The organism is Burkholderia sp. IMCC1007 (assembly GCF_027257875.1).
Taxonomy (GTDB): Bacteria; Pseudomonadota; Gammaproteobacteria; order Burkholderiales; family Burkholderiaceae; genus Burkholderia.
The window spans coordinates 1-20,411 of record NZ_JAPVQY010000043.1 but is presented as its reverse complement, the minus strand read 5'-3'; the positions used below and the strand labels follow the sequence as shown (position 1 = coordinate 20,411).

At 68.5% G+C, this 20,411-nt stretch carries 19 protein-coding genes; 5 read left to right on the top strand and 14 right to left on the bottom strand.

The annotated features are described in order from the left end of the window. Positions 1-6 precede the first annotated feature (6 nt). From carB to gloB, 6 genes are all read right to left on the bottom strand, one after another. A complete protein-coding gene (gene carB, locus O1Q03_RS28480; protein WP_269507371.1) occupies positions 7-3,273 on the bottom strand; it encodes a carbamoyl-phosphate synthase large subunit in 3,267 nt (1,088 codons plus the stop codon). A gap of 47 nt (positions 3,274-3,320) precedes the next feature. Continuing rightward, positions 3,321-3,980, bottom strand: a complete 660-nt coding sequence (gene leuE / locus O1Q03_RS28475; RefSeq protein ID WP_269507370.1) for a leucine efflux protein LeuE — start codon at positions 3,978-3,980, stop codon at positions 3,321-3,323. A 37-nt stretch (positions 3,981-4,017) separates the two neighbouring features. Beyond that, on the bottom strand, positions 4,018-5,163 hold the full coding sequence (gene carA / locus O1Q03_RS28470) for a glutamine-hydrolyzing carbamoyl-phosphate synthase small subunit (RefSeq protein ID WP_269507369.1): 1,146 nt from the start codon (positions 5,161-5,163) through the stop codon (positions 4,018-4,020). A gap of 362 nt (positions 5,164-5,525) precedes the next feature. Beyond that, complete coding sequence (locus tag O1Q03_RS28465; protein ID WP_269507368.1) at positions 5,526-6,758, bottom strand: MFS transporter; 1,233 nt, start codon at positions 6,756-6,758, stop codon at positions 5,526-5,528. A 160-nt stretch (positions 6,759-6,918) separates the two neighbouring features. After that, a complete protein-coding gene (locus tag O1Q03_RS28460) occupies positions 6,919-8,499 on the bottom strand; it encodes a transglycosylase SLT domain-containing protein (protein WP_269507367.1) in 1,581 nt (526 codons plus the stop codon). A gap of 151 nt (positions 8,500-8,650) precedes the next feature. Continuing rightward, a complete protein-coding gene (gloB, locus tag O1Q03_RS28455; RefSeq protein WP_269507366.1) occupies positions 8,651-9,457 on the bottom strand; it encodes a hydroxyacylglutathione hydrolase in 807 nt (268 codons plus the stop codon). Positions 9,458-9,475: 18 nt separating this feature from the next. Here gloB and O1Q03_RS28450 point away from each other — a divergent pair, with 18 nt between their 5' ends. From O1Q03_RS28450 to dnaQ, 3 genes are read left to right on the top strand one after another with little or no spacing between them, the layout of a single operon-like run. Continuing rightward, positions 9,476-10,288, top strand: coding sequence for a class I SAM-dependent methyltransferase (locus O1Q03_RS28450; RefSeq protein WP_269507365.1), 813 nt, complete (start codon positions 9,476-9,478; stop codon positions 10,286-10,288). Then, a complete protein-coding gene (gene rnhA, locus O1Q03_RS28445; protein WP_269507364.1) occupies positions 10,285-10,728 on the top strand; it encodes a ribonuclease HI in 444 nt (147 codons plus the stop codon). The genes O1Q03_RS28450 and rnhA overlap by 4 nt, the downstream gene beginning before the upstream one ends. Before the next feature lie 38 nt (positions 10,729-10,766). Then, a complete protein-coding gene (gene dnaQ, locus O1Q03_RS28440) occupies positions 10,767-11,501 on the top strand; it encodes a DNA polymerase III subunit epsilon (protein ID WP_269507363.1) in 735 nt (244 codons plus the stop codon). Between the two features lie 34 nt (positions 11,502-11,535). On the opposite strand, the gene O1Q03_RS28435 is transcribed toward dnaQ, so the two are convergent. Beyond that, positions 11,536-11,868, bottom strand: a complete 333-nt coding sequence (locus O1Q03_RS28435; protein WP_269507362.1) for a YnfA family protein — start codon at positions 11,866-11,868, stop codon at positions 11,536-11,538. Positions 11,869-12,406: 538 nt separating this feature from the next. On the opposite strand from O1Q03_RS28435, the gene proP reads away from it, so the two are divergent. Then, entirely contained in the window at positions 12,407-13,891 is a 1,485-nt protein-coding gene (proP, locus tag O1Q03_RS28430; RefSeq protein WP_269507361.1) for a glycine betaine/L-proline transporter ProP, read from the top strand. 106 nt (positions 13,892-13,997) lie between these two features. Here the strand turns inward: proP and O1Q03_RS28425 are convergent, their stop codons facing one another. Together O1Q03_RS28425 and O1Q03_RS28420 are read right to left on the bottom strand one after the other, a co-directional pair. After that, positions 13,998-14,195, bottom strand: a complete 198-nt coding sequence (locus O1Q03_RS28425; RefSeq protein ID WP_269507360.1) for a hypothetical protein — start codon at positions 14,193-14,195, stop codon at positions 13,998-14,000. Positions 14,196-14,546: 351 nt separating this feature from the next. Further along, complete coding sequence (locus O1Q03_RS28420; RefSeq protein WP_269507359.1) at positions 14,547-15,176, bottom strand: glutathione S-transferase family protein; 630 nt, start codon at positions 15,174-15,176, stop codon at positions 14,547-14,549. 169 nt (positions 15,177-15,345) lie between these two features. Between O1Q03_RS28420 and phaZ the strand changes: the two genes are divergently transcribed. Continuing rightward, entirely contained in the window at positions 15,346-16,569 is a 1,224-nt protein-coding gene (phaZ, locus tag O1Q03_RS28415) for a polyhydroxyalkanoate depolymerase (protein ID WP_269507358.1), read from the top strand. On the opposite strand, the gene O1Q03_RS28410 is transcribed toward phaZ, so the two are convergent. The 5 genes from O1Q03_RS28410 to mdcG form a co-directional block, all read right to left on the bottom strand. Beyond that, positions 16,556-17,224 (bottom strand): phosphoribosyltransferase, encoded by a 669-nt coding sequence (locus tag O1Q03_RS28410; protein WP_269507357.1) that lies wholly within the window; start codon positions 17,222-17,224, stop codon positions 16,556-16,558. The two genes, phaZ and O1Q03_RS28410, sit on opposite strands and share 14 nt — an antisense overlap. A 175-nt stretch (positions 17,225-17,399) precedes the next feature. Then, entirely contained in the window at positions 17,400-17,921 is a 522-nt protein-coding gene (locus O1Q03_RS28405) for a phospholipase D-like domain-containing protein (RefSeq protein WP_269507356.1), read from the bottom strand. Positions 17,922-18,094: 173 nt separating this feature from the next. Further along, positions 18,095-19,027, bottom strand: a complete 933-nt coding sequence (mdcH, locus tag O1Q03_RS28400) for a malonate decarboxylase subunit epsilon (RefSeq protein WP_269507355.1) — start codon at positions 19,025-19,027, stop codon at positions 18,095-18,097. Continuing rightward, on the bottom strand, positions 19,024-19,896 hold the full coding sequence (mdcB, locus tag O1Q03_RS28395; RefSeq protein WP_269507354.1) for a triphosphoribosyl-dephospho-CoA synthase MdcB: 873 nt from the start codon (positions 19,894-19,896) through the stop codon (positions 19,024-19,026). The genes mdcH and mdcB overlap by 4 nt, the downstream gene beginning before the upstream one ends. After that, positions 19,893-20,411 (bottom strand): malonate decarboxylase holo-[acyl-carrier-protein] synthase (gene mdcG, locus O1Q03_RS28390; RefSeq protein WP_269507353.1); only part of this gene is annotated, 519 nt, incomplete at its 5' end. The genes mdcG and mdcB, both read right to left, overlap by 4 nt.

Below are 20,411 nucleotides of genomic sequence, written 5' to 3'. Positions count from 1 at the left end.
GACTGCTTAGTTTAGGCGAGCGTGAAGACCTTGTAAATCATAGACTTCCAGATCCTTCAGGTAGCGCAGGCCTTCGACGGCCGCGCGCGCGCCCGACATCGTCGTGTAGTACGTGACCTTGTGCGCCTGCGCGCTCATGCGGATCGAACGCGAATCGGCGATCGCCTGGCGCGTCTCGTCGACCGTCGTGAACACGAGGGCGATCTCGCCGTTCTTGATCATGTCGACGATGTGCGGACGGCCGTCCTTCACCTTGTTCACGACCTTGACCGGCACGCCGGCCGCTTCGATCGCGGCAGCCGTGCCCTTGGTCGCGACGATCGGGTAGCCGAGGTCGTGCAGCATGCGCGCGACTTCGACGGCCTTCGGTTTATCGGCATCCATCACGGTCAGCAGCACCGTGCCCGACTCCGGCAGGCGCGAGCCGGCCGCGAGCTGCGACTTGAACAACGCTTCGCCGAACGTCTGGCCGACGCCCATCACTTCGCCGGTCGAACGCATTTCAGGCCCGAGGACCGGGTCGACGGTCGGGAACTTGACGAACGGGAACACCGCTTCCTTCACGCTGAAGTACGGCGGCTCGACTTCCTTCGTCACGCCCTGCTGCGCGAGCTTCTGGCCGACCATCGCGCGCGCCGCGATCTTCGCGAGCGGCAGGCTGGTCGCCTTCGACACGTACGGCACCGTGCGCGATGCGCGCGGGTTCACTTCGAGCACGTAGATGATGTCCTGCTTCGAACCGTCGGCCGAATTTGCGTCGGCAGGCACCTGCTGGATCGCGAACTGCACGTTCATCAGGCCGACCACGTTCAGCGCCTTCGCCATCGCGCCGGTCTGGCGCTTCAGCTCGGCCACGGTTTCCTTCGACAGCGAGTACGGCGGCAGCGAGCATGCCGAGTCGCCCGAGTGGACGCCCGCCTGCTCGATGTGCTCCATCACGCCACCGATGAACACGGCTTCACCGTCGCAGATGCAGTCGACGTCGCATTCGATCGCGTCGTTCAGGAAGCGGTCGAGCAGCACCGGCGAATCGTTCGACACCTTCACGGCCTCGCGCATGTAGCGCTCGAGGTCGCGCGGCTCGTGGACGATTTCCATCGCGCGGCCGCCCAGCACGTACGACGGGCGCACGACGAGCGGGTAGCCGATTTCGGCCGCCAGCTCGAGCGCTTCTTCTTCGGCGCGCGCGGTGCGGTTCGGCGGCTGGCGCAGACCGAGGTCCTGCAGCAGCTTCTGGAAGCGTTCACGGTCTTCGGCCGCGTCGATCATGTCCGGCGACGTGCCGACGATCGGCACGCCGTGCGCCTCGAGGTCGAGCGCGAGCTTCAGCGGCGTCTGGCCGCCGTACTGGACGATCACGCCCACCGGCTTTTCCTTGTCGACGATCTCGAGCACGTCTTCGAGCGTCAGCGGCTCGAAGTACAGGCGGTCGGACGTGTCGTAGTCGGTGGACACCGTTTCCGGGTTGCAGTTGACCATGATCGTTTCGTAACCGTCCTCGCGCATCGCGAGGGCCGCGTGCACGCAGCAGTAATCGAACTCGATACCCTGGCCGATCCGGTTCGGGCCGCCGCCCAGCACCATGATCTTCTTGTTGGTGGTCGGCTGCGCCTCGCACTCTTCCTCGTAGGTCGAGTACATGTACGCGGTTTTCGTCGCGAACTCGGCCGCGCAGGTGTCGACGCGCTTGTAGACCGGGCGCACGTTCAGCTCGATGCGACGGCGGCGGACGTCTTCCGGCGACGCGCCGAGCAGCTTCGCGAGGCGGCGGTCCGAGAAGCCGCTCTGCTTCAGGAAGCGCAGCTCGTCGAACGTCAGCGATGCGAGCGTGCGGCCCGACAGCGCCTGTTCCTTCAGGATGATCTGCTCGATCTGCGCGAGGAACCACGGATCGATCGCGGTTTCCGCGAAGATCTCTTCGGCCGTCATGCCGATGCGGAACGCATCGCCGACGTACCAGATGCGGTCCGGGCCCGGCTCGTGGATCTCGATCGCGATCTCGTCGCGGTCGGTCGACTTCTCGTCGAGACCGTCGACGCCGACTTCGAGGCCGCGCAGCGCCTTCTGGAACGACTCCTGGAACGTGCGGCCGATCGCCATCACTTCACCGACCGACTTCATCTGCGTGGTCAGGCGCGAATCGGCTTCGCGGAACTTCTCGAACGCAAAACGCGGGATCTTCGTGACGACGTAGTCGATCGTCGGCTCGAACGAGGCCGGCGTCTGGCCGCCGGTGATTTCGTTCTTCAGCTCGTCGAGCGTGTAGCCGACCGCCAGCTTCGCCGCAACCTTCGCGATCGGGAAGCCGGTGGCCTTCGACGCGAGCGCCGACGAACGCGACACGCGCGGGTTCATTTCGATGACGACCATCCGGCCGTCCTTCGGGTTGATCGAGAACTGCACGTTCGAGCCGCCCGTGTCGACGCCGATCTCGCGCAGCACCGCGAGCGATGCGTTACGCAGGATCTGGTATTCCTTGTCGGTGAGCGTCTGCGCGGGCGCGACCGTGATCGAGTCGCCGGTGTGGACGCCCATCGGGTCGAGGTTTTCGATCGAGCACACGATGATGCAGTTGTCGGCGCGGTCGCGCACGACCTCCATCTCGTATTCCTTCCAGCCGAGCAGCGATTCCTCGATCAGCAGCTCGCGCGTGGGCGACAGGTCGAGACCGCGCTTGCAGATCTCCTCGAACTCTTCGCGGTTGTACGCGATGCCGCCGCCCGAGCCTCCGAGCGTGAACGACGGACGGATCACGACCGGATAGCCGCTGCCGCCGGTGTACTCCATGATCTCGGCGTGCACCTTGGTCGCTTCTTCCATCGAGTGCGCGATGCCCGACTTCGCGGAACCGAGACCGATCTTGGTCATCGCGTCCTTGAACTTCTGGCGGTCTTCCGCCTTGTCGATCGCTTCCGGCGACGCGCCGATCAGCTCGACGCCGAACTTCTCGAGCACGCCGTAGTGGTGCAGGTCGAGCGCGCAGTTCAGCGCGGTCTGGCCGCCCATCGTCGGCAGGATCGCGTCCGGGCGCTCCTTCTCGATGATGCGCGCGACGACTTCCCACGTGATCGGCTCGATGTACGTGACGTCGGCCGTGTTCGGGTCGGTCATGATCGTCGCCGGGTTGCTGTTCACGAGGACGACCTTGTAGCCCTCTTCACGCAGCGCCTTGCAAGCCTGCGCGCCCGAATAGTCGAACTCGCAAGCCTGGCCGATGATGATCGGGCCGGCGCCGATGATGAGGATGCTTTTGATGTCTGTGCGTTTTGGCATGGCTTGTGAATTCAGTAAGTAATCTTTGTCGTGGCGTTGTCGCGGGCTCAGCTCATGGTGGCGAGCGCCAGCTTCACCGAGAAACCGATGAACAGGCCGCCCACGCTGCTCGCCGCACCCGCCGCGAGCTTGCGGCGGCGACGGAAATGCTCGGCGAGCCGCGCGCCCGCGAAGATCAGCGTGCTCAGGTACACGAAGCTCGCGCATTGCGCGATCGCCCCGAGCACGACGAACGACAGCGCGGGATGCGGGAACGCCGGGTCGACGAACTGGATGAAGAACGAGATGAAGAACAGGATCGCCTTCGGATTCAGCAGGCTCACGATCAGCGCTTTCCGGAACGGCCGCTCGCCGTCGACCGCTTGCGGCGCATCGACCGGCGCATCGCCGCGCGCGCGCAGCTTGCTCCACGCGCTGCGCAGCATCCCGGTGCCGATGTACAGCAGGTACGCGGCGCCGCCGTACTTGACGACGGAGAACAGCAGCGGATTGGCCTTCAGCAGCGACGCGACGCCCGCGGCGGACAGCACCATCAGCACCGTGTCGCCGACGAACACGCCGCAGGCCGCGCGATAGCCGGCCTTCACGCCGCGCTGCGCGGCAAGCGACAGCACGTACATCGAGTTCGGCCCCGGCAGCAGGATGATGAAGATCACGCCGAACACGTAGGTCCAGATATCCGTGATGCCGAGTGCGTGGCCGAACATAATGCGAATCTCCCGTTCTTCGGTTGCTTCAGTGACGTCAGGCGTTGCGCTGCTTCGCCGCGTCCATCAGTGCGGTGAAACGGTCGAACAGATAGCCGATGTCGTGCGGGCCGGGCGACGCTTCCGGGTGGCCCTGGAAGCAGAATGCCGGCTTGTCGGTCAGCTCGAAGCCCTGCAGCGTGCCGTCGAACAGCGACACGTGCGTCACGCGCGCGTTGGCCGGCAGCGAATCCGCGTCGACCGCGAAGCCGTGGTTCTGCGACGTGATCACGACACGGCCGTCGCCGAGATCCTTCACCGGATGGTTCGCGCCGTGGTGGCCCGTCTTCATCTTCAGCGTCTTCGCGCCGACCGCGAGGCCCATGATCTGGTGACCGAGGCAGATGCCGAAGGTCGGCACGCCGCGCTCGATGAATGCCTTGGTGGCCGCGATCGCGTAGTCGCACGGCTCCGGGTCGCCCGGGCCGTTCGACAGGAAGATGCCGTCCGGATTCAGCGCCAGCGCGTCAGCGGCGCTCGCCTCGGCCGGCAGCACCGTCACGTGGCAGCCGCGCTCCGCGAGCATGCGCAGGATGTTGTACTTGACGCCGAAGTCGTACGCGACGACGCGGTACTTCGGCGCTTCCTGCATCCCGTAGCCGCTGCCGAGGCGCCATTCGGTCTGCTTCCACTCGAACGGCTTGGTGGTCGACACGACCTTCGCGAGATCCATGCCGGCGAGGCCCTCGAACGAGCGCGCGAGCTCGATCGCCTTCGCCTCGTCGTCCGAGCCGGCCAGGATGCAGCCGCTCTGCGCGCCCTTGTCGCGCAGGATACGGGTCAGCTTGCGGGTGTCGATGCCGGCGATGGCGACGACGCCTTCGTCGCGCAGGTAGTCGCCGAGCGTGCGGTCCATGCGGAAGTTCGATGCGAGCGTGGGCAGATCACGGATGATCAGGCCGGCGGCATGGACTTTCGTGGCTTCGACGTCTTCGGCGTTGACGCCGTAGTTGCCGATATGCGGGTAGGTGAGCGTGACGATCTGACGCGCGTAACTCGGATCAGTCAGGATTTCCTGATAGCCGGTAATCGCGGTGTTGAACACGACTTCACCGATCGTGTGGCCTTCGGCCCCGATCGAATAACCACGAAAGACCGTGCCGTCGGCGAGTGCAAGCAAGGCGGGAGAAAAAGACGGCAACACGGGAGGCTCCTTGGGGAACACCCTGCTGCCGACCTGTTTACCCTGCCGCGCGAGCGCCGCGCTGCGTAGGCGCGCGGAGTCGCTTGCTGGACGCGACCTGCGTTGTCGAGACGCGAACCCGGCGCGTGGCGCACGAGGCTTCGCGGCGTCGCCCGACAGGCGGCGTGCGGCGGATGAACGGGATGAGTGAGGTAGGCGCTAGGGTGCGAGGTTGATCAGCACAAACTTTCAAATTATAGCCCGAAAATGGCCTTATCTTCAATCGATATGGCCGTCCGATCGTGCACGCGACACGCACGACGACGTGGCAATCGCGCGCGGCACGTGCGGCTGCGGCCCCGTTTTCGCGGCCGCCCTACTCGTCAGCGTACCGCCGGATCGGCGTGCTTGCCAGCGCGGCGCACGGGCCACACGGACCACACGGCGCTCGCGAGCTGCAGCGCGAGCAGCATGCTCCACACGGTGACGTGCGCCGCGGCCGGGTAATGGCCATCCACGGCCGGCCAGCGCGACAGCACCGCGCCGATGCCGATCTGGAACGCAAAGATCAGCACGAAGATCACGAGCGTGAGTGTCGTGTTCGCGCGCCCGATCAGCTGAGCCGGGAAGTGACCGGCCAGCACCGCATAGGTCAGGATCCCGACGCCGCCGAACATCCCGTAGGCCGCCCACAGCACGGCCGGCGGCAACGGCACACGCGTAACGATCGCGACCTGCGTGACGACGAACAGCGCCATGCCGGCGCCGCAAAACGCCTGGACCGACACCCCGCGCCGCTCGAGCACGCGCGCGGCGGCGCCGAAGCCGACGCAGCCGGCCATCATCGCGAAGCCGAGCACCGACACGAAGCGCGCGGCGTGCTGGGCATCGAACCCCGCGACATCGCGCAGGTACGGACCGACCCACAGCGACTGCATCGCGTAGAACACGCCTTGCGTGACGATCGAGAACGACGAGATCTTCCAGAACGCAGCGCTGCTCAGGATGTGCCAGGTGCCCTTGAACTGGCTGACGAGCCCGCCCTGGTGGCGCGGCGGCTGGGCTTCCGGCGCACCGAGACCGATCGCGGCCGCGACGGCGATCGTCAGCACGGCCAGTCCGGCGCAGATCACGCGCCAGCTCGTCAGGCCGAGCAGCCACGTGAGCGGTGTGCCGACCGCAACGCCGCCCAGGCCACCCACGGCCATCACGAGACCGTTGACGAGCGGCAGACGCCCGACCGGGAAATGCTGCGCGAGCGCCTTGAACGCGGCACCGAGGCACACCGAGACGCCGACGCCGATCAGGAGGCGGCCGACCATCATCGTGCCGAGAGCGTGTGCGACGCCGAATACCGCGGCGCCGGCCGCCGCGAACAGCAGCATGCCGGCCGTCACGCGGCGCGGACCGAAATGGTCGAGCAGCACGCCGGCCGGAATCTGCGCACCCGCGAAGCCGAGGAAATAGAGACTGGTCAGCAGCCCGAGATCGGCCGCCGACAGCCCGAGCTCGTGCGTGACGAACGGCGCAAAGCCGAGATTGACGCCGCGAAACACGTACGACACGAAATACCCGAGCGCAAAGAGCGCGAGCACCCTCACCTGCACCGACGACATCCTGTCTCTCCTGTTGTTGTTCCGAACCTCGCGCGGCAGCGGCGCGCGTCGCGCACAAACGAAAACGCCGTCACCTCGGTGACGGCGTTGCTTCGCGTTTCGTCGGACGACAGCGCGATCGCGTGGCCCGGCCGGGCCGCCGCGACGCGATTGTACCGCGTTACTTCTTCTTGCCCTTGTGGGCGGCAGCCTTCGGTGCCGCCTTGGCCGGCGCGGCCTTCGCAGGCGCCGCGTTGGTGCGGGCCGCCGGCTTCGAGGCGCCGCGCTTCGCACCGCGCTTGCCGCCGACCGCCAGGCTCGCACGCTCGATATGCGCGCCGCCGACCGTCGTCGCGATCCGCTCCGGACCCGGCTCGGCCGGCACCGCGCGACCGACCGGCACGTGCAGCACGACCGCCTGGCCCGGCATCACCAGATCGCGGTGTGTGCGGTTCCATGCCTTCAGCTGACCGACCGACACGCCGTAGCGGCCGGCGAGCGCCGCCATCGACTGCTTGCGGCGCACGCGAATCAGCATCTTGCGCGTGTCGGGCACGTCGGGCTCCATCGCGAGCACGGCGTTTTCCGCGACGTCCGCGCTGATGTCCTCGTCGTCGTCGTCGCCGCGCGGCACGACGATCGTCGAGCCCGGCTTCAGGCGCATGCCGGCGGGAATCTTGTTGACCGACATCAGCGTATCGGCGTCGACGCCGATCTTCTCGGCGATCGCGGCCGGGGCCGCGCGCTCGCTGACCGTGTAGGTGGTCCACGACGACAGCTGGCCGTTGTACGCCTTCAGGTTCTTCTCGAACGCCGCCGCGTTGTCGAACGGCAGCAGGATCTGCGGCTCGGTCGTGCCGAGGATCACCGGCTTCGAGAACGACGGGTTCAGCGAGCGGAACTCGTCGAGCGACAGGTTCGCGAGCTTCGCGGCAACCGCGACGTCGATGTCGTGCGACGTGGTGACCGTCACGAAATACGGGTGGTTCGGAATGTCCGGCAGCGTCAGGCCGTATTGCTGCGGACTCGCGATGATGTTCTTCACCGCCTGCAGCTTCGGCACGTAATTGCGCGTCTCGTTCGGCATCCGCAGGCTCTGGTAGTCGGTCGGCAAGCCGGCCGCCTGGTTGCGCGCGATCGCGCGCTGCACGTTGCCCTCGCCCCAGTTGTACGCGGCCAGCGCGAGATACCAGTCGCCGAACATGTCATGCAGGCGCGACAGATAGTCGAGTGCCGCGCTCGTCGACGCGAGCACGTCGCGTCGTTCGTCCTGCCACATGTTGCGCTTCAGGTTGTACGTGCGGCCCGTGCCCGGCATGAACTGCCACATGCCCGCGGCCTTCGCGACCGACAGCGCCTGCGGGTTGTATGCGGATTCGATGAACGGCAGCAGCGCGAGCTCGGTCGGCATGTGGCGCGCCTCGAGCTCCTCGACGATGTGGTACAGATATTTCTGAGAACGCTCGGTCATGCGCTGCACGTAATCCGGGCGTTGCGTGTACCACGTCGTCTGCATGTCGACCAGGTCGCTCTGCAGGTCCGGCATCTGGAAGCCGCGACGAATGCGCGCCCACAGATCGGAGTCGGCACTCGTCAGGTCGCCGACGGATTGCTTGTCGACGTCGACGGTTTCTTTGGCGGTGGCTGATTTACGGAGGTAGTTGGACGTCGCCTGCGAATCGGCGGCGTTGTTGGCGACAGGGGCCTGGCTCGCACACGCGGCGAGCAGCAGGACCACCATCGCACTCAATATAAGTCGCATGAAAATCTCGGCTTCCGACGGCTGGAAATTGCAGGCGATACTACGGAAGTGCGTGCTTCACGTCAATAAAAACACCGAAAACTCAGCGAAATCCTACATTTGCAGCAATTTTTACAGACGCCACCTGAGGTTTGGAGTCCTCCGGAAAGCGTCACCGGAAACGGTTTTTCCACTCGCGCATCAGCGCGAATGCCGTCAGACGATCCGGCACCGCTTCGTGCAACTCGGCCTCGAGCGTCGCGTGAATCGCCGCGCTGTCCGACCGCATGAACGGGTTCACCGCACGTTCGTGCGCGATCGTGGTGGGCAGCGTCGGCACGCCGCGCGCGCGCAGCGCCTGCGCGTCTTCGCGCCATGCAGCGAGCGCGGTGTTGCCCGGCTCGCACGCGAGCGCGAAGCGGATGTTCGACAGCGTGTACTCGTGTGCGCAATGTACGTGCGTGCTGCCGGGCAGCGCCGCAAGCGCGTCGAGCGACGCGAGCATCTGCGCGGGCGTGCCTTCGAACAGGCGCCCGCAACCGCACGAGAACAGCGTGTCGCCGCAGAATACGTGAGGGGTGGCGGCGCCCTGCCCGGCCGCCTGGAAATAAGCAATGTGGCCGCGCGTGTGGCCCGGCACGTCGAGCACGTCGAACGCCAGCGCAGGCGTGTCGAGCACCACGCGATCGCCGCCTGCGAGCGGGTGCGTGACCACGCCGATCCCTTCTGCCGACGGGCCGTACACGGCAAGCGGAACATCGTCCGGTTGGCTATCGCGCAGTGCCGCGACACCGCCGACATGGTCGGCGTGATGGTGCGTGAGTAAAATAGCGGTCAACCGCCAGCCGCGTTCGGCAAGAACACGACGCACCGGCGCGGCTTCACCCGGGTCGACGGCGATCGCATCGCGGCCGTCGGAGACGAGCCAGATGTAGTTGTCTTCGAATGCCGGCACCGGCACGTATTCCAGCTCGTTCATGGGCGCGCAATCATCGTTATGTCCGATCCACAAATTATAGACTGGCCCGCCTGGACCGACTCGCCGCCCGGCCGCTACGTGCTGGGCTGGGAGCAGGCGCAGCTCGACCGGATCGTGTCCGACGTGTTCGGGTTTCACGCGCTGCAGCTCGGGCTGCCGCAGCTCGATGCGCTGCGCGAGAACCGCATGCCGTATCGCGGCCTCGTGCTCGATCCGGCAAGCGGCGCGAGCGCGCCGTACCAGTACCCGTGGGCGCGCGAGGCGCACGCGCCGGAGCATGCGCCTGCCGATCGCAGCACCGTCTGGTGCGACCTGCTCGACCTGCCGTTCGAGTCGCAGAGCGTCGACCTGATCGTGATGCCCCATACGCTCGAATTCACGTCCGACCCTCATCGCCTGCTGCGCGAGGCCGAACGCGTGCTGATGCCGGAAGGCCAGCTCGTGATCACCGGCTTCAATTCGCTGAGCCTGTGGGGGATGCGGCAAACGTTCGGCCGGATGGCCAATCGGCCGTTCGTGCCCGCCGCGCGCGACCAGATCGCGTTCATCCGGCTCAAGGACTGGATCAAGCTGCTCGGCTTCGATCTGGAGCGCGGCCGGTTCGGCTGTTACCGTCCGCCGCTCGTCACCGACAAATGGCTTGCCCGCTACGGCTTCATGGAAGCCGCCGGCGACCGCTGGTGGCCGATCTTCGGCGCCGTCTACATGGTCACGGCCGTCAAGCGCGTGCGCGGCATGCGCCTCGTCGGCCCGATCAAGATGAAGAAGCCCGTGCTCGCGCCGGGCCTCACGCCGGCGGCCACCCCGACCACCCATCAAGAACATTCATGACCACCGACACCATCGACATCTATACCGACGGCGCTTGCAAGGGCAATCCCGGCCCCGGCGGCTGGGGCGCGCTGCTGCGCTACGGCGACCGCGAAAAGGAGCTGTTCGGCGGCGAGCCCAACACCACCAACAACCGCATGGAACTGATGGGCGTGATCGCCGCGCTCGAGGCGCTGAAGCGGCCGTGCCGCGTGATCGTCCATACCGACTCGCAATACGTGCAGAAGGGCATCAGCGAGTGGATCCACGGATGGAAGAAGAAAGGCTGGGTCACCGCGGCGAAAACGCCGGTGAAGAACGCCGACCTGTGGAAGCGGCTCGACGCGCTCGTCGTGCAGCACGAGGTCGAGTGGCGTTGGGTGAAGGGCCACGCCGGCCACCCCGAAAACGAACGCGCCGACGCGCTCGCGAATCGCGGCGTCGAATCGCTCGCGGCCTGAACCCGGGCCGCCCTCCTGTCTTTCCCGATTTATCCGACATGCGCCAGATCATTCTCGATACCGAAACCACCGGCCTGAATCCCCGCACCGGCGACCGCCTGATCGAAATCGGCTGCGTCGAGCTGCTGAACCGGCGGCTCACCGGCAACAACCTGCACATCTACGTGAACCCGGAGCGCGACAGCGATCCGGGCGCGCTGGCGGTGCACGGCCTCACGACCGAATTCCTCAGCGACAAGCCGAAATTCGCCGAAGTCGCCGACCAGATCCGCGACTTCGTGAAGGACGCCGAGCTGATCATCCACAACGCGCCGTTCGACCTCGGCTTCCTCGACGCGGAATTCGCACGGCTCGGCCTGCCGCCGTTCACCGAGCATTGCGGCGGCGTGATCGACACGCTCGTGCAGGCCAAGCAGATGTTCCCCGGCAAGCGCAACTCGCTCGACGCGCTGTGCGACCGGTTCGGCATCAGCAACGCGCACCGCACGCTGCACGGCGCACTGCTCGACTCGGAGCTGCTCGCCGAGGTCTATCTCGCGATGACGCGCGGCCAGGACAGCCTCGTGATCGACATGCTCGACGACGCCGGCGTCGACGGCGGCGCGGCGAACGGCCAGCGCGTGTCGCTCGCGGCGCTCGACCTGCCGGTCCTTGCGGCAAGCGACGACGAACTCGCCGCGCACCAGACCCAGCTCGACGAGCTCGACAAGTCGGTCAAGGGCACCTGCGTGTGGCGCAAGGCCGCCGAAGTGGACACCGCCGAAGCCGCCTGACGCAGCACCTCCGCACCCGGGCCTGCGGCCGCGCCTACGCGCGCGGCTGCAGCGCGATCACGGCCATCCCGCCGAGCGCGAGCACCGCGCCCGCCACGTCCCAGCGGGTCAGCGCGACGCCGTCGACCACCCGCAGCCAGATCAGCGCCACCGCGATATACACGCCGCCGTAAGCCGCATACGTGCGCCCCGCCGCGCTCGGATGCAGCGTCAGCAGCCATGCGAACAGCGCAAGCGACAGCGCGGCCGGCACCAGCAGCCACACGGGGCGCCCGCCCTTCAGCACGAGCCACGGCAGGTAGCAGCCGACGATTTCGGCCAGCGCAGTGGCGGCGAACAGCGCCGCGATCTTCATCAGTTCGGTCATCCGGTTCCTCGCAGATTCAGCCCCCGTCGCGAGGGCGGCGCGACCCCGCCGCGCGCAGCCGATCATACCGGAGCCGGTCTCGCCGGCAGCCCCGCCACGCGGGGGATTCCGGGCAATTTGCACGATCGTCTGTCATCGTGCTATCATGTCGCCTGTTTCAACATTCAATCTCTGTCTATTCGATTTCGAACGGAGTCCGTCCGCGCGTTGCGGGTCGGTGCTTCGGCCGAAATTGCACCCACAGGAAAGCCCGCCCGACAGGCCCGCTTTTCTCGTTTCGTTGCCCCTCCGGGGCGTTGCCGGCACGTCGGACACCGCGTCCGCACCGGCATCTGCCGCTCGCATCACGCGGCCCATTCTTCATGAGCGCACCGTCGCGACGGCCCACCGGGCCCGCGTCGAAGCAGTCCCTTGGCTCCTTACCGCCTCACGTGCAGTAAGCGCTTAAAGGCTTGCCCCGACGCGCAGCACACGACATCGCGCTCGCCGGCAAACCGTGTCGGACGGCCCGCCCGTTCCGGCGCAGTCAAAGGAGTGCATGACCTTGACCGCAACACACGTCAGCCCGACCGCTGCTTCTTCCACCCCATCGTCCGCCGAGGCTCCCCTCGTCGCTGACGACATCACCGTCGTCGACCAGAGCCTGCTCAAGCGCGCCGTCAGCGCGATGGCCATCGGCAATGCGATGGAATGGTTCGACTTCGGCGTCTACAGCTACATCGCCGTCACGCTCGGCAAGGTGTTCTTCCCGTCCAGCAGCCCGTCCGCGCAGCTGCTCGCGACCTTCGGCACGTTCGCGGCCGCGTTCCTCGTGCGCCCGCTCGGCGGCATGGTGTTCGGCCCGCTCGGCGACCGCATCGGCCGCCAGCGCGTGCTCGCCGCGACGATGATCATGATGGCCGTCGGCACCTTCGCGATCGGCCTGATCCCGAGCTATGCGTCGATCGGCATCATGGCGCCGATCCTGCTGCTCGTCGCCCGCCTCGTGCAGGGCTTCTCGACCGGCGGCGAATACGGCGGCGCCGCCACCTTCATCGCCGAATTCTCGACCGACAAGCGCCGCGGCTTCATGGGCAGCTTCCTCGAGTTCGGCACGCTGATCGGCTATGTGATGGGCGCCGGCGTCGTCGCGGTGCTCACCGCGTCGCTGTCGAACGAAGCGCTGCTGTCGTGGGGCTGGCGCGTGCCGTTCCTGATCGCGGGCCCACTCGGCCTGATCGGCCTGTACATCCGGATGAAGCTCGAGGAAACGCCGGCGTTCAAGCGCCAGGCCGAAGCGCGCGAAGCGCAGGACAAGGCCGTGCCGAAGGTGCGCTTCCGCGAGACGCTGATGCGCAACTGGCGCGCGCTGCTGCTCTGCGTCGGCCTCGTGCTGATCTTCAACGTGACCGACTACATGGTGCTGTCGTACCTGCCGAGCTTCATGTCCTCGACGCTGCACTTCGACGAGTCGCACAGCCTCGTGCTCGTGCTGATCGTGATGGTGCTGATGATGCCGCTGACGCTCGCCGCCGGCCGCCTGTCGGACAAGATCGGCCGCAAGCCGGTGATGCTCGCGGGCTGCGTCGGCCTGCTCGTGCTGTCGATCCCGTCGCTGCTGCTGATCCATGCGGGTACCACCGCATCGGTGTTCGCCGGCCTGCTGATCCTCGGCGTGCTGCTGTCGTGCTTCACCGGCGTGATGCCGTCGGCGCTGCCGGCGCTGTTCCCGACCGAGATCCGCTACGGCGCGCTCGCGATCGGCTTCAACGTGTCGGTGTCGCTGTTCGGCGGCACGACGCCACTGGTGACGGCATGGCTCGTCGACGTGACCCACAATCTGATGATGCCCGCGTACTACATGATGGGCGCCGCCGTGATCGGCATCGTGTCGGTCGTCGCGCTGGCCGAAACCGCGCGCCAGCCGCTCAAGGGCTCGCCGCCGGCCGTCGCGTCGCGCCGCGAGGCACACCAGCTCGTGCGCCAGCTGCGCGAGGACGACGATGCGGAAATCTACAACGTCGGGGCGCCGGCTCGTGCCTGAGCGTCGCCCATGAAAAACCCCGGCCGAAGCCGGGGCTCGATCGAATCGGATCCGCCCGACCGGCTTGCGCCGGTCGGGCTTTTTTACGTGCTCAGCCGATGCGCGCTCATGCGTGCGCTTCGCAGTGACGGCAGAAGATCAGCGCGCGCGATGCCGACACCGCGGCCTGCGCGCCACGCGCGGCGACGATCAGCCCGACCTGGCCGAGATTGAAATCGCGCTCGACCATCAACTGCGTCAGCGCGGCAAGCGGCAACACGACGGACGGGTGGTACAGGCTCGATTCGATCAGCGCTCTCATCATCGGCTCCATCAGGCAATGCTTATTCGATGGAGTGGATTCTAGGGACGGCACTCGTCCGGATAAACAGCGCGAATGCGAAGTCACTTGTTGGCGGCTGCGAACAATCGGCGATTCCCTTGTTCAGCGGGGCCGAGCGAGCGATGAGCGGCCGGCTCGGCCGCGCAAACGCATCGGTGCAACGCGCATTTGCCGGGGGGCGGCATCGGGCGCAGGCGGACTGCCGCGCGGAGGACGACTACCGACCGTCCGACGCGCGCATCGGACGCCCGCACCGAGCTGGCCGGGCTGGACGCCAACCGCAGCGGCGCAGCGCACCGCCCGTCGCCGCCCGCCACACTCGAGATGCCGGCGTCAGTCCAGCGGCGTGTCGACGAACGCCGGCAACGCTTCCGCACGCGCCGAATGTGCGGCGAGCGCCGGATAACGGGCCGGATCGATCCGGCCGAGCGCCGGATACTCGGCGGCCATGTACTGCGTGAAGCGCCACGCGACCGCCACCGTCACGTCGGACTGCAGCAGGCGCGCACCGCCGAGCCAGCCGCTCGCGGCCGCGACCAGCGGCTCGAGCTCGCCGTACGCTGCCTCGAGCTGGCTCAGCACGCGTTCGAGCCACGGCGCGTGCTGCTTGTCGGCCGGCCGCAGCGCCTGCTCGTACACGACCTGCACCGTCTTCTCGGCCGCCGCCAGCGCGAAGCCGACCGGCACGAGCGCGCGCAGCCGCGCATCGGCGGCATCGGGCAGCAGGCGCCGCTCCGGCGCGACGCGATGGTCGAGGTAGTCGACGATCAGCGACGAGTCGATCAGCGTCGTGCCGTCGTCGGTCACGAGCGTCGGCGCCTTCACGACCGGGTTGACCGTCCGGAACCGGTCGAAGTGACGGAACACCGAGATCGACTCGTGTTCGAACGGCAGGTCGAGCAGCTTCGCCGAAATGGCGACACGGCGCACGAACGGGGAATCCAGCATGCCGATCAGCTTCATCGCAAACGCTCCGCTTGAGGGAATGGGACCGACGACTGTAGCAGCGCCGCGCGACGCCGCCTAGCGCGGCGACGCTTAACGCAGATCATTCGGTCACGTATTCGCCACCCGCTGCGCGGCTGGAGTGACCATAATGCAGATTCAAGCCCCTTCCGCGCCAAGGTTTTCCATGTGGTACGCCGTCGTCGAGCAGCAGCGGGAATGGATGCGCGCGTGGCGCGCGGCAACGCGTCACGCGTTCGATGCGTGGCCGGCCGCGACGCTGCCGCACGCGGCGTCGTCGTGCTACGACGACCTGTTCGAGCCGCTGCTCGGGCCGCCCGCCGGACCGCCGCGCTTCGAGATCCAGCGGCCGGCCATCGACGAACGGCTGGTCGCACGCACGCCGTTCTGCCAGTTGCGGCGCTTCGCGCGCCAGAACGCGCCGCGCACGGTGCTGCTGTGCGCGCCGCTCGCCGGGCACTCGGCCGTGATGATGCGCGAGAGCGTCGAAACCTTGCTGGCCGACGGCGACGTGTGCGTGACCGACTGGGTCAATGCGCGCGACATCCCGGTCGCGGCGGGCCGCTTCGGACTCGACGAGTACGTGGCGACGCTCGACGGCTTCGTCGATGCGCTCGTACACGACGACCGGCCGCTGCACATCGTCGCCGTATGCCAGGCGACCGTACCCGCGCTCGGCGCGCTGGCGCTGCGCGCCGCGCGCGGCCTGCCGCCGCCGGCGAGCGTCGCGCTGATCGGCGGCCCGCTCGACGCGCGCGTGAACCCGACGATGCTCGGCACCACCGCCGCGTCCCGCTCGCTGACGTGGTGCCGCCGCAACCTGATCGACATCGTGCCGCCCTGTTTCCCCGGTCATGGCCGCCACGTGTTCCCGACCTATCTTCAGCAAGGCGAGATCGCGCTGCTGTATCCGCAGCGCTTGATGGTGCTGATCGAGGACTACGCGCGCGCCGCGTCGCGCTTCGACATGACGGAGCTGGCCGACGCGCGGCGCGCGCTGCGCGAATACACCGCGCTGCTCGACATGCCGGCCGAGTACTTCCTGGAAACCGTCGATATCGTGTTCCAGCGGATGTGTTTGGCGAACGGCACGTGGGAGGTGGGCGGCCGGCGCGTCGAGCCGGCCGCGCTGCGCGGCGTCGCGCTGCTGACCGTCGAAGGCGCGTGCGACGCCGTCACCGGCGCCGGGCAGACGCATGCGGCACACGGGATGTGCGGCGGCCTCGCGGCCAGCGAACGTCACCGCGTCGATATCGCCGCATGCGATCACTACGGATTGTTCACGGGCGCGCGCTGGCGCGGCGACGTCCATCCGGCGTTGCAGCGCGTATTCGCGCTGGCCGAAGCCGCGCGCGGCGGCACGCGCCGACGCAAGGTCAGGCGGGCGTAGTGCCGTCGTCCCGGGCGCGGGCCGCGTCGAGCAGCACGCGCACTTCGTCGTCGTCGGTCTGCTCGAAACGCGCGTAGAACTGGCTGATCCCGAAGAAGCGCAGCGGTTGCGACACCGTCACGAACGCGTCGGCGAGATCGTCGAACACGTGCCCGGCGCCGGCCGGCGCGACGGGCGCGGCGGCCACGATGCGCGCCGGATGGCGCTCGCGCAGCGCCTGCAGCGCGACGCGCATCGATGCGCCGGTCGCGACGCCGTCGTCGACGACGATCGCGATGCGGCCGTCGACCGGCAGCGGCGGCCGGGCGCCGCGATACAGCGCATCGCGACGCTGCAGTTCGGCGGTCTCGCGCGCGATCACGCCGGCAAGCTGTACGTCGGTCACGCCCAGCGCCCGGATCGCCGAGTGTTGCAGATGGACCGCGCCGCCGGTCGCGATCGCGCCCATCGCGAACTCGGGATCGAACGGCGCACCGAGCTTGCGCACGACCAGCACGTCGAGCGGCGCGCGCAGCGCAACGGCGACCGGAAATGCGACCGGCACGCCGCCGCGCGGCAACGCGAGCACGACGACGTCGCGACGCCCCGCATACTCATGCAACACATCGGCCAACTGGCGGCCCGCGTCCGCACGATCGGCAAAATACTCGGTCACGATCGGCTCCCTGCCGTGGCGCCGGATCCGCGAAGCCCGCATCGGCGCCCGTCCAACGAGCATGGTGCATCGGCCACGGCGATGCAAGCAGGGTCACAACCGCGTCGGCGCGACGCCGGTCGGGGTGAAGAAAGAAAGAGGGAGAAGAGCTGTTCGCTCGGGCGGCGTGTGCGGGTCAGAGCCCGGCGGCCTGCCGGTACAGCCGCCAGAACGACTGCGTATACGACTGCGCAAGTTCCGGTGCGCGCTGGAATACGTTCACCGTTTCCGCATGCGCCGCGGCGCCGTCGGACAGCGTCGCGAGCGCGACGCTGTCGTCGACGATCACGAAGCGCGGCGCAGGATCGCCGAGCCGCGAGTCGATCGCCACGTCGATGCCGGCGGATTTCAGATAGCCGGCGCCGCTGTACTTGCCGGCGCGCGGCGAACGCACCAGCACGACCCGCACTTCGGCTCCGCGCTCGCGCGCCGCACGCAGGGCCGCCGCGACCGCGGGCGGCACATGCGCGTAGCCGGCCAGCAGCACGCGGCGCTGCGCCTGTGCGATCAGGTCGACGGTCGCATCGGCCGCCGCATTGTCATACGAAAAGTATGCGCCGACCGATGCGGCGTCGGACGGAATCGGGCTGGCGTGGGCGGTCGCCGCGCAGCCGAACGCGGCGAAAAGGAAGGCGACTGGTCTCATGGCGGGCGCCATTGTAGCGACGCCAATTCGCGTGGCAAGCGCTCGCTGCAACGCTGCTGCGCCGACGCAACACCCGGTGCGCGACCGCCGCTCGCCGGGCTGTTTCGGGACCGATTTCCGGGCCCGTTTCGCGGTGTTTTTTACAGCGCATTGGTAATGTTTTCGCCCGGCCGGCGTACCGACCGTCAGCCGGCCGACACGCGTGCGAGCCAGTTCGCGACGCCGCCGACGGAACGGAAATCCGCGACGCTGCGCGCCGGCAGCGCCGGATACGCGCCGCTCGCCATCTCGGCCAGCGCGCGGCCGGGGCCGAGTTCCAGAAACGCGGTCGCGCCGGCCTCGACGCACGCGGCCAGGCAGGCCACCCACTCGACCGGCTCCGCAATCTGCCGCGCGAGCTTGTCGAGCCCCGCGTCGGCATCGAGCACCGACGCGCCGTCGATCCCCGAAAAGAGCCGCGTGCCGGGCAGCGGCCGGCGCACATTCACGGCAGCCAGCGACGCACGCAACTCGGGCACCGCCGACGCGAGGCGGCGCGTGTGCGACGCGATCCGCACGCAGACGGGCGCGACACGCAGCGCACCATCGCGCGCCGCATCGTCGGCCACCGCCTCGACGTCGGCCCGGCGCCCGGCGACCACGAATGCGTCGCCGGGATTGGCGATCGCGATCGCCGCATCGCGGCCGTCGCACAGCCGCGCGAGCTGCGCGCGCGTCAGCCCGCGCACGAATGCCATCCGCTCGTCGCCGCCGCTCGCGGCGTCCATCGCGCGCGCACGCGCGTCGGCCAGGTCGAGCGCGTCGTGCGGATCGATCATCCCCGCGACGCTCCACGACGCGACTTCGCCGACGCTGTAACCGGCGACGCAGCGCCGGCGCGGCCATACCGCGTCGAGCAGCGCGGCTGCCGCAAGCGCCTGCACCGTGCAGAGGATCTGCGCGGCGCGGTTCTCGCGCAGCGCGTCGGGTGCGGCGCTCCGCACCCAGTTGCGCGGATCGTCGCCGAGAAGCCGGCCCGCGTGCGCGAACAGTGCATCGGCCTGCGGCGCCGTGCCGGTCAATTCGAACATGTCGGCGCGCTGCGCGCCTTGCCCCGAGCACAGGATCGCCAGCATCATCGCCCCACCCTGTCCGCTTCGAGCGCATCGACGAATACGCTCATCGCCAGCAGGTCGGCCGCGCCGCCCGGGCTCAACCGGCGTGCGACGAATGCGCGATGCGCGGCGAGCGCACGCAACCGCCAGTCGCGCGCGCGGATGCCGCCGCGCGCGACGAACGCCCGGGCGGTCGCCTGCGCGAAATCGAGGCCGGCCTGGCCGCCGCGGTGCAACAGATTCGTATCGTCGAGCGCGGCGATCAGCGCGAAGCACGCATCGACGCGCGCGGCGTGTGCATCGTCCGGCACGCTGCGCTGTGCGCGGCGCAGTGCCGGCAGCCCGACGCGATAAACGGTCGTGAAGCCGTCGGCCGCCTCGCGGCGGGCGCCGCCCACGCCATAGCGACGGCTCGCGCGTTCGCCGTGGCTGTCCGGCAGCCGCGGGCCGCCGAGGATCTCGGTGCCCCAGCGCTGCGCGACCGATGCGCCGAGCGTCATCGTGCGGGCCGCGGCCGTCGTGCCGGGCGCGATGCGGCGGCCCGCGGCCGCACACAGCAGCCCAAGCCCGAAGATCGCGCCGCGATGCGTATTGACGCCGCCGGTCGCGGCAAGCATCGCGTGTTCCGCACGCAGGCCGATCTTGCGCAGCACGGCCATGTCGGCGTCGCGTGCGCCGGCGTCGGCCAACTCCGCGAAGTACGGCCGCAAGACGGCCGCGCTGCGTTCGAAGGTCGCGGCGTCCATGTCCGCATGGCTGCCGGTGTCGACGCGGCTGACGAGCCCCGGCTTCGGATAGGTGTCGATCTCCAGCACGAGGCTGCGCTCGGCAAGCTCGGCGATGCGCTCGGCATCGGACGGCGCCGCGACGCGGCGGGAAGCCCATGCATTCATTGCGCGCCTCCCGCGAACGCGTCGGCCGACATCAATTCGACGGCGGTCGCGGTCTTGACCGCGACGTCGGGCAGCCGTGCATGCAGCTCGCGCCAGTTCACGCCCGCGCCGTCGCCGCGCAGCAGCTCGCCGTCGATGCGCATCGGCGCGCGCGCGTCGATGTCGGCCAGCCCGTCGAGCAGCGGCGCGAGCCACGCGGCGCCCGGCAGCGGAACGACGATGTCGAGATCGGAGGATTCGCTCAGATAGCGCTCGCCCGTCAGCGCCTGCCACGCGAGGCTGCCGAACACGCGGCCCTGCACGCCGCAGCGTGCGCCGAGCGCGTCCAATTCGCGCAACGGCGCGTGCCATGCATCGGGCGCGGCGGCGAGCACGTCGGCCAGCGCAGGCAGCGGGCCGACCGACGCGAGCGCATCGGCGGCAACGTTCAGCGCGACGCGCCGCTTGCCCGCCGAAGGCGGCAGCGGCAGGCCGAGCGGCACGCGGCCGGCATCGGCTTCGTCGGGCGACGCGCG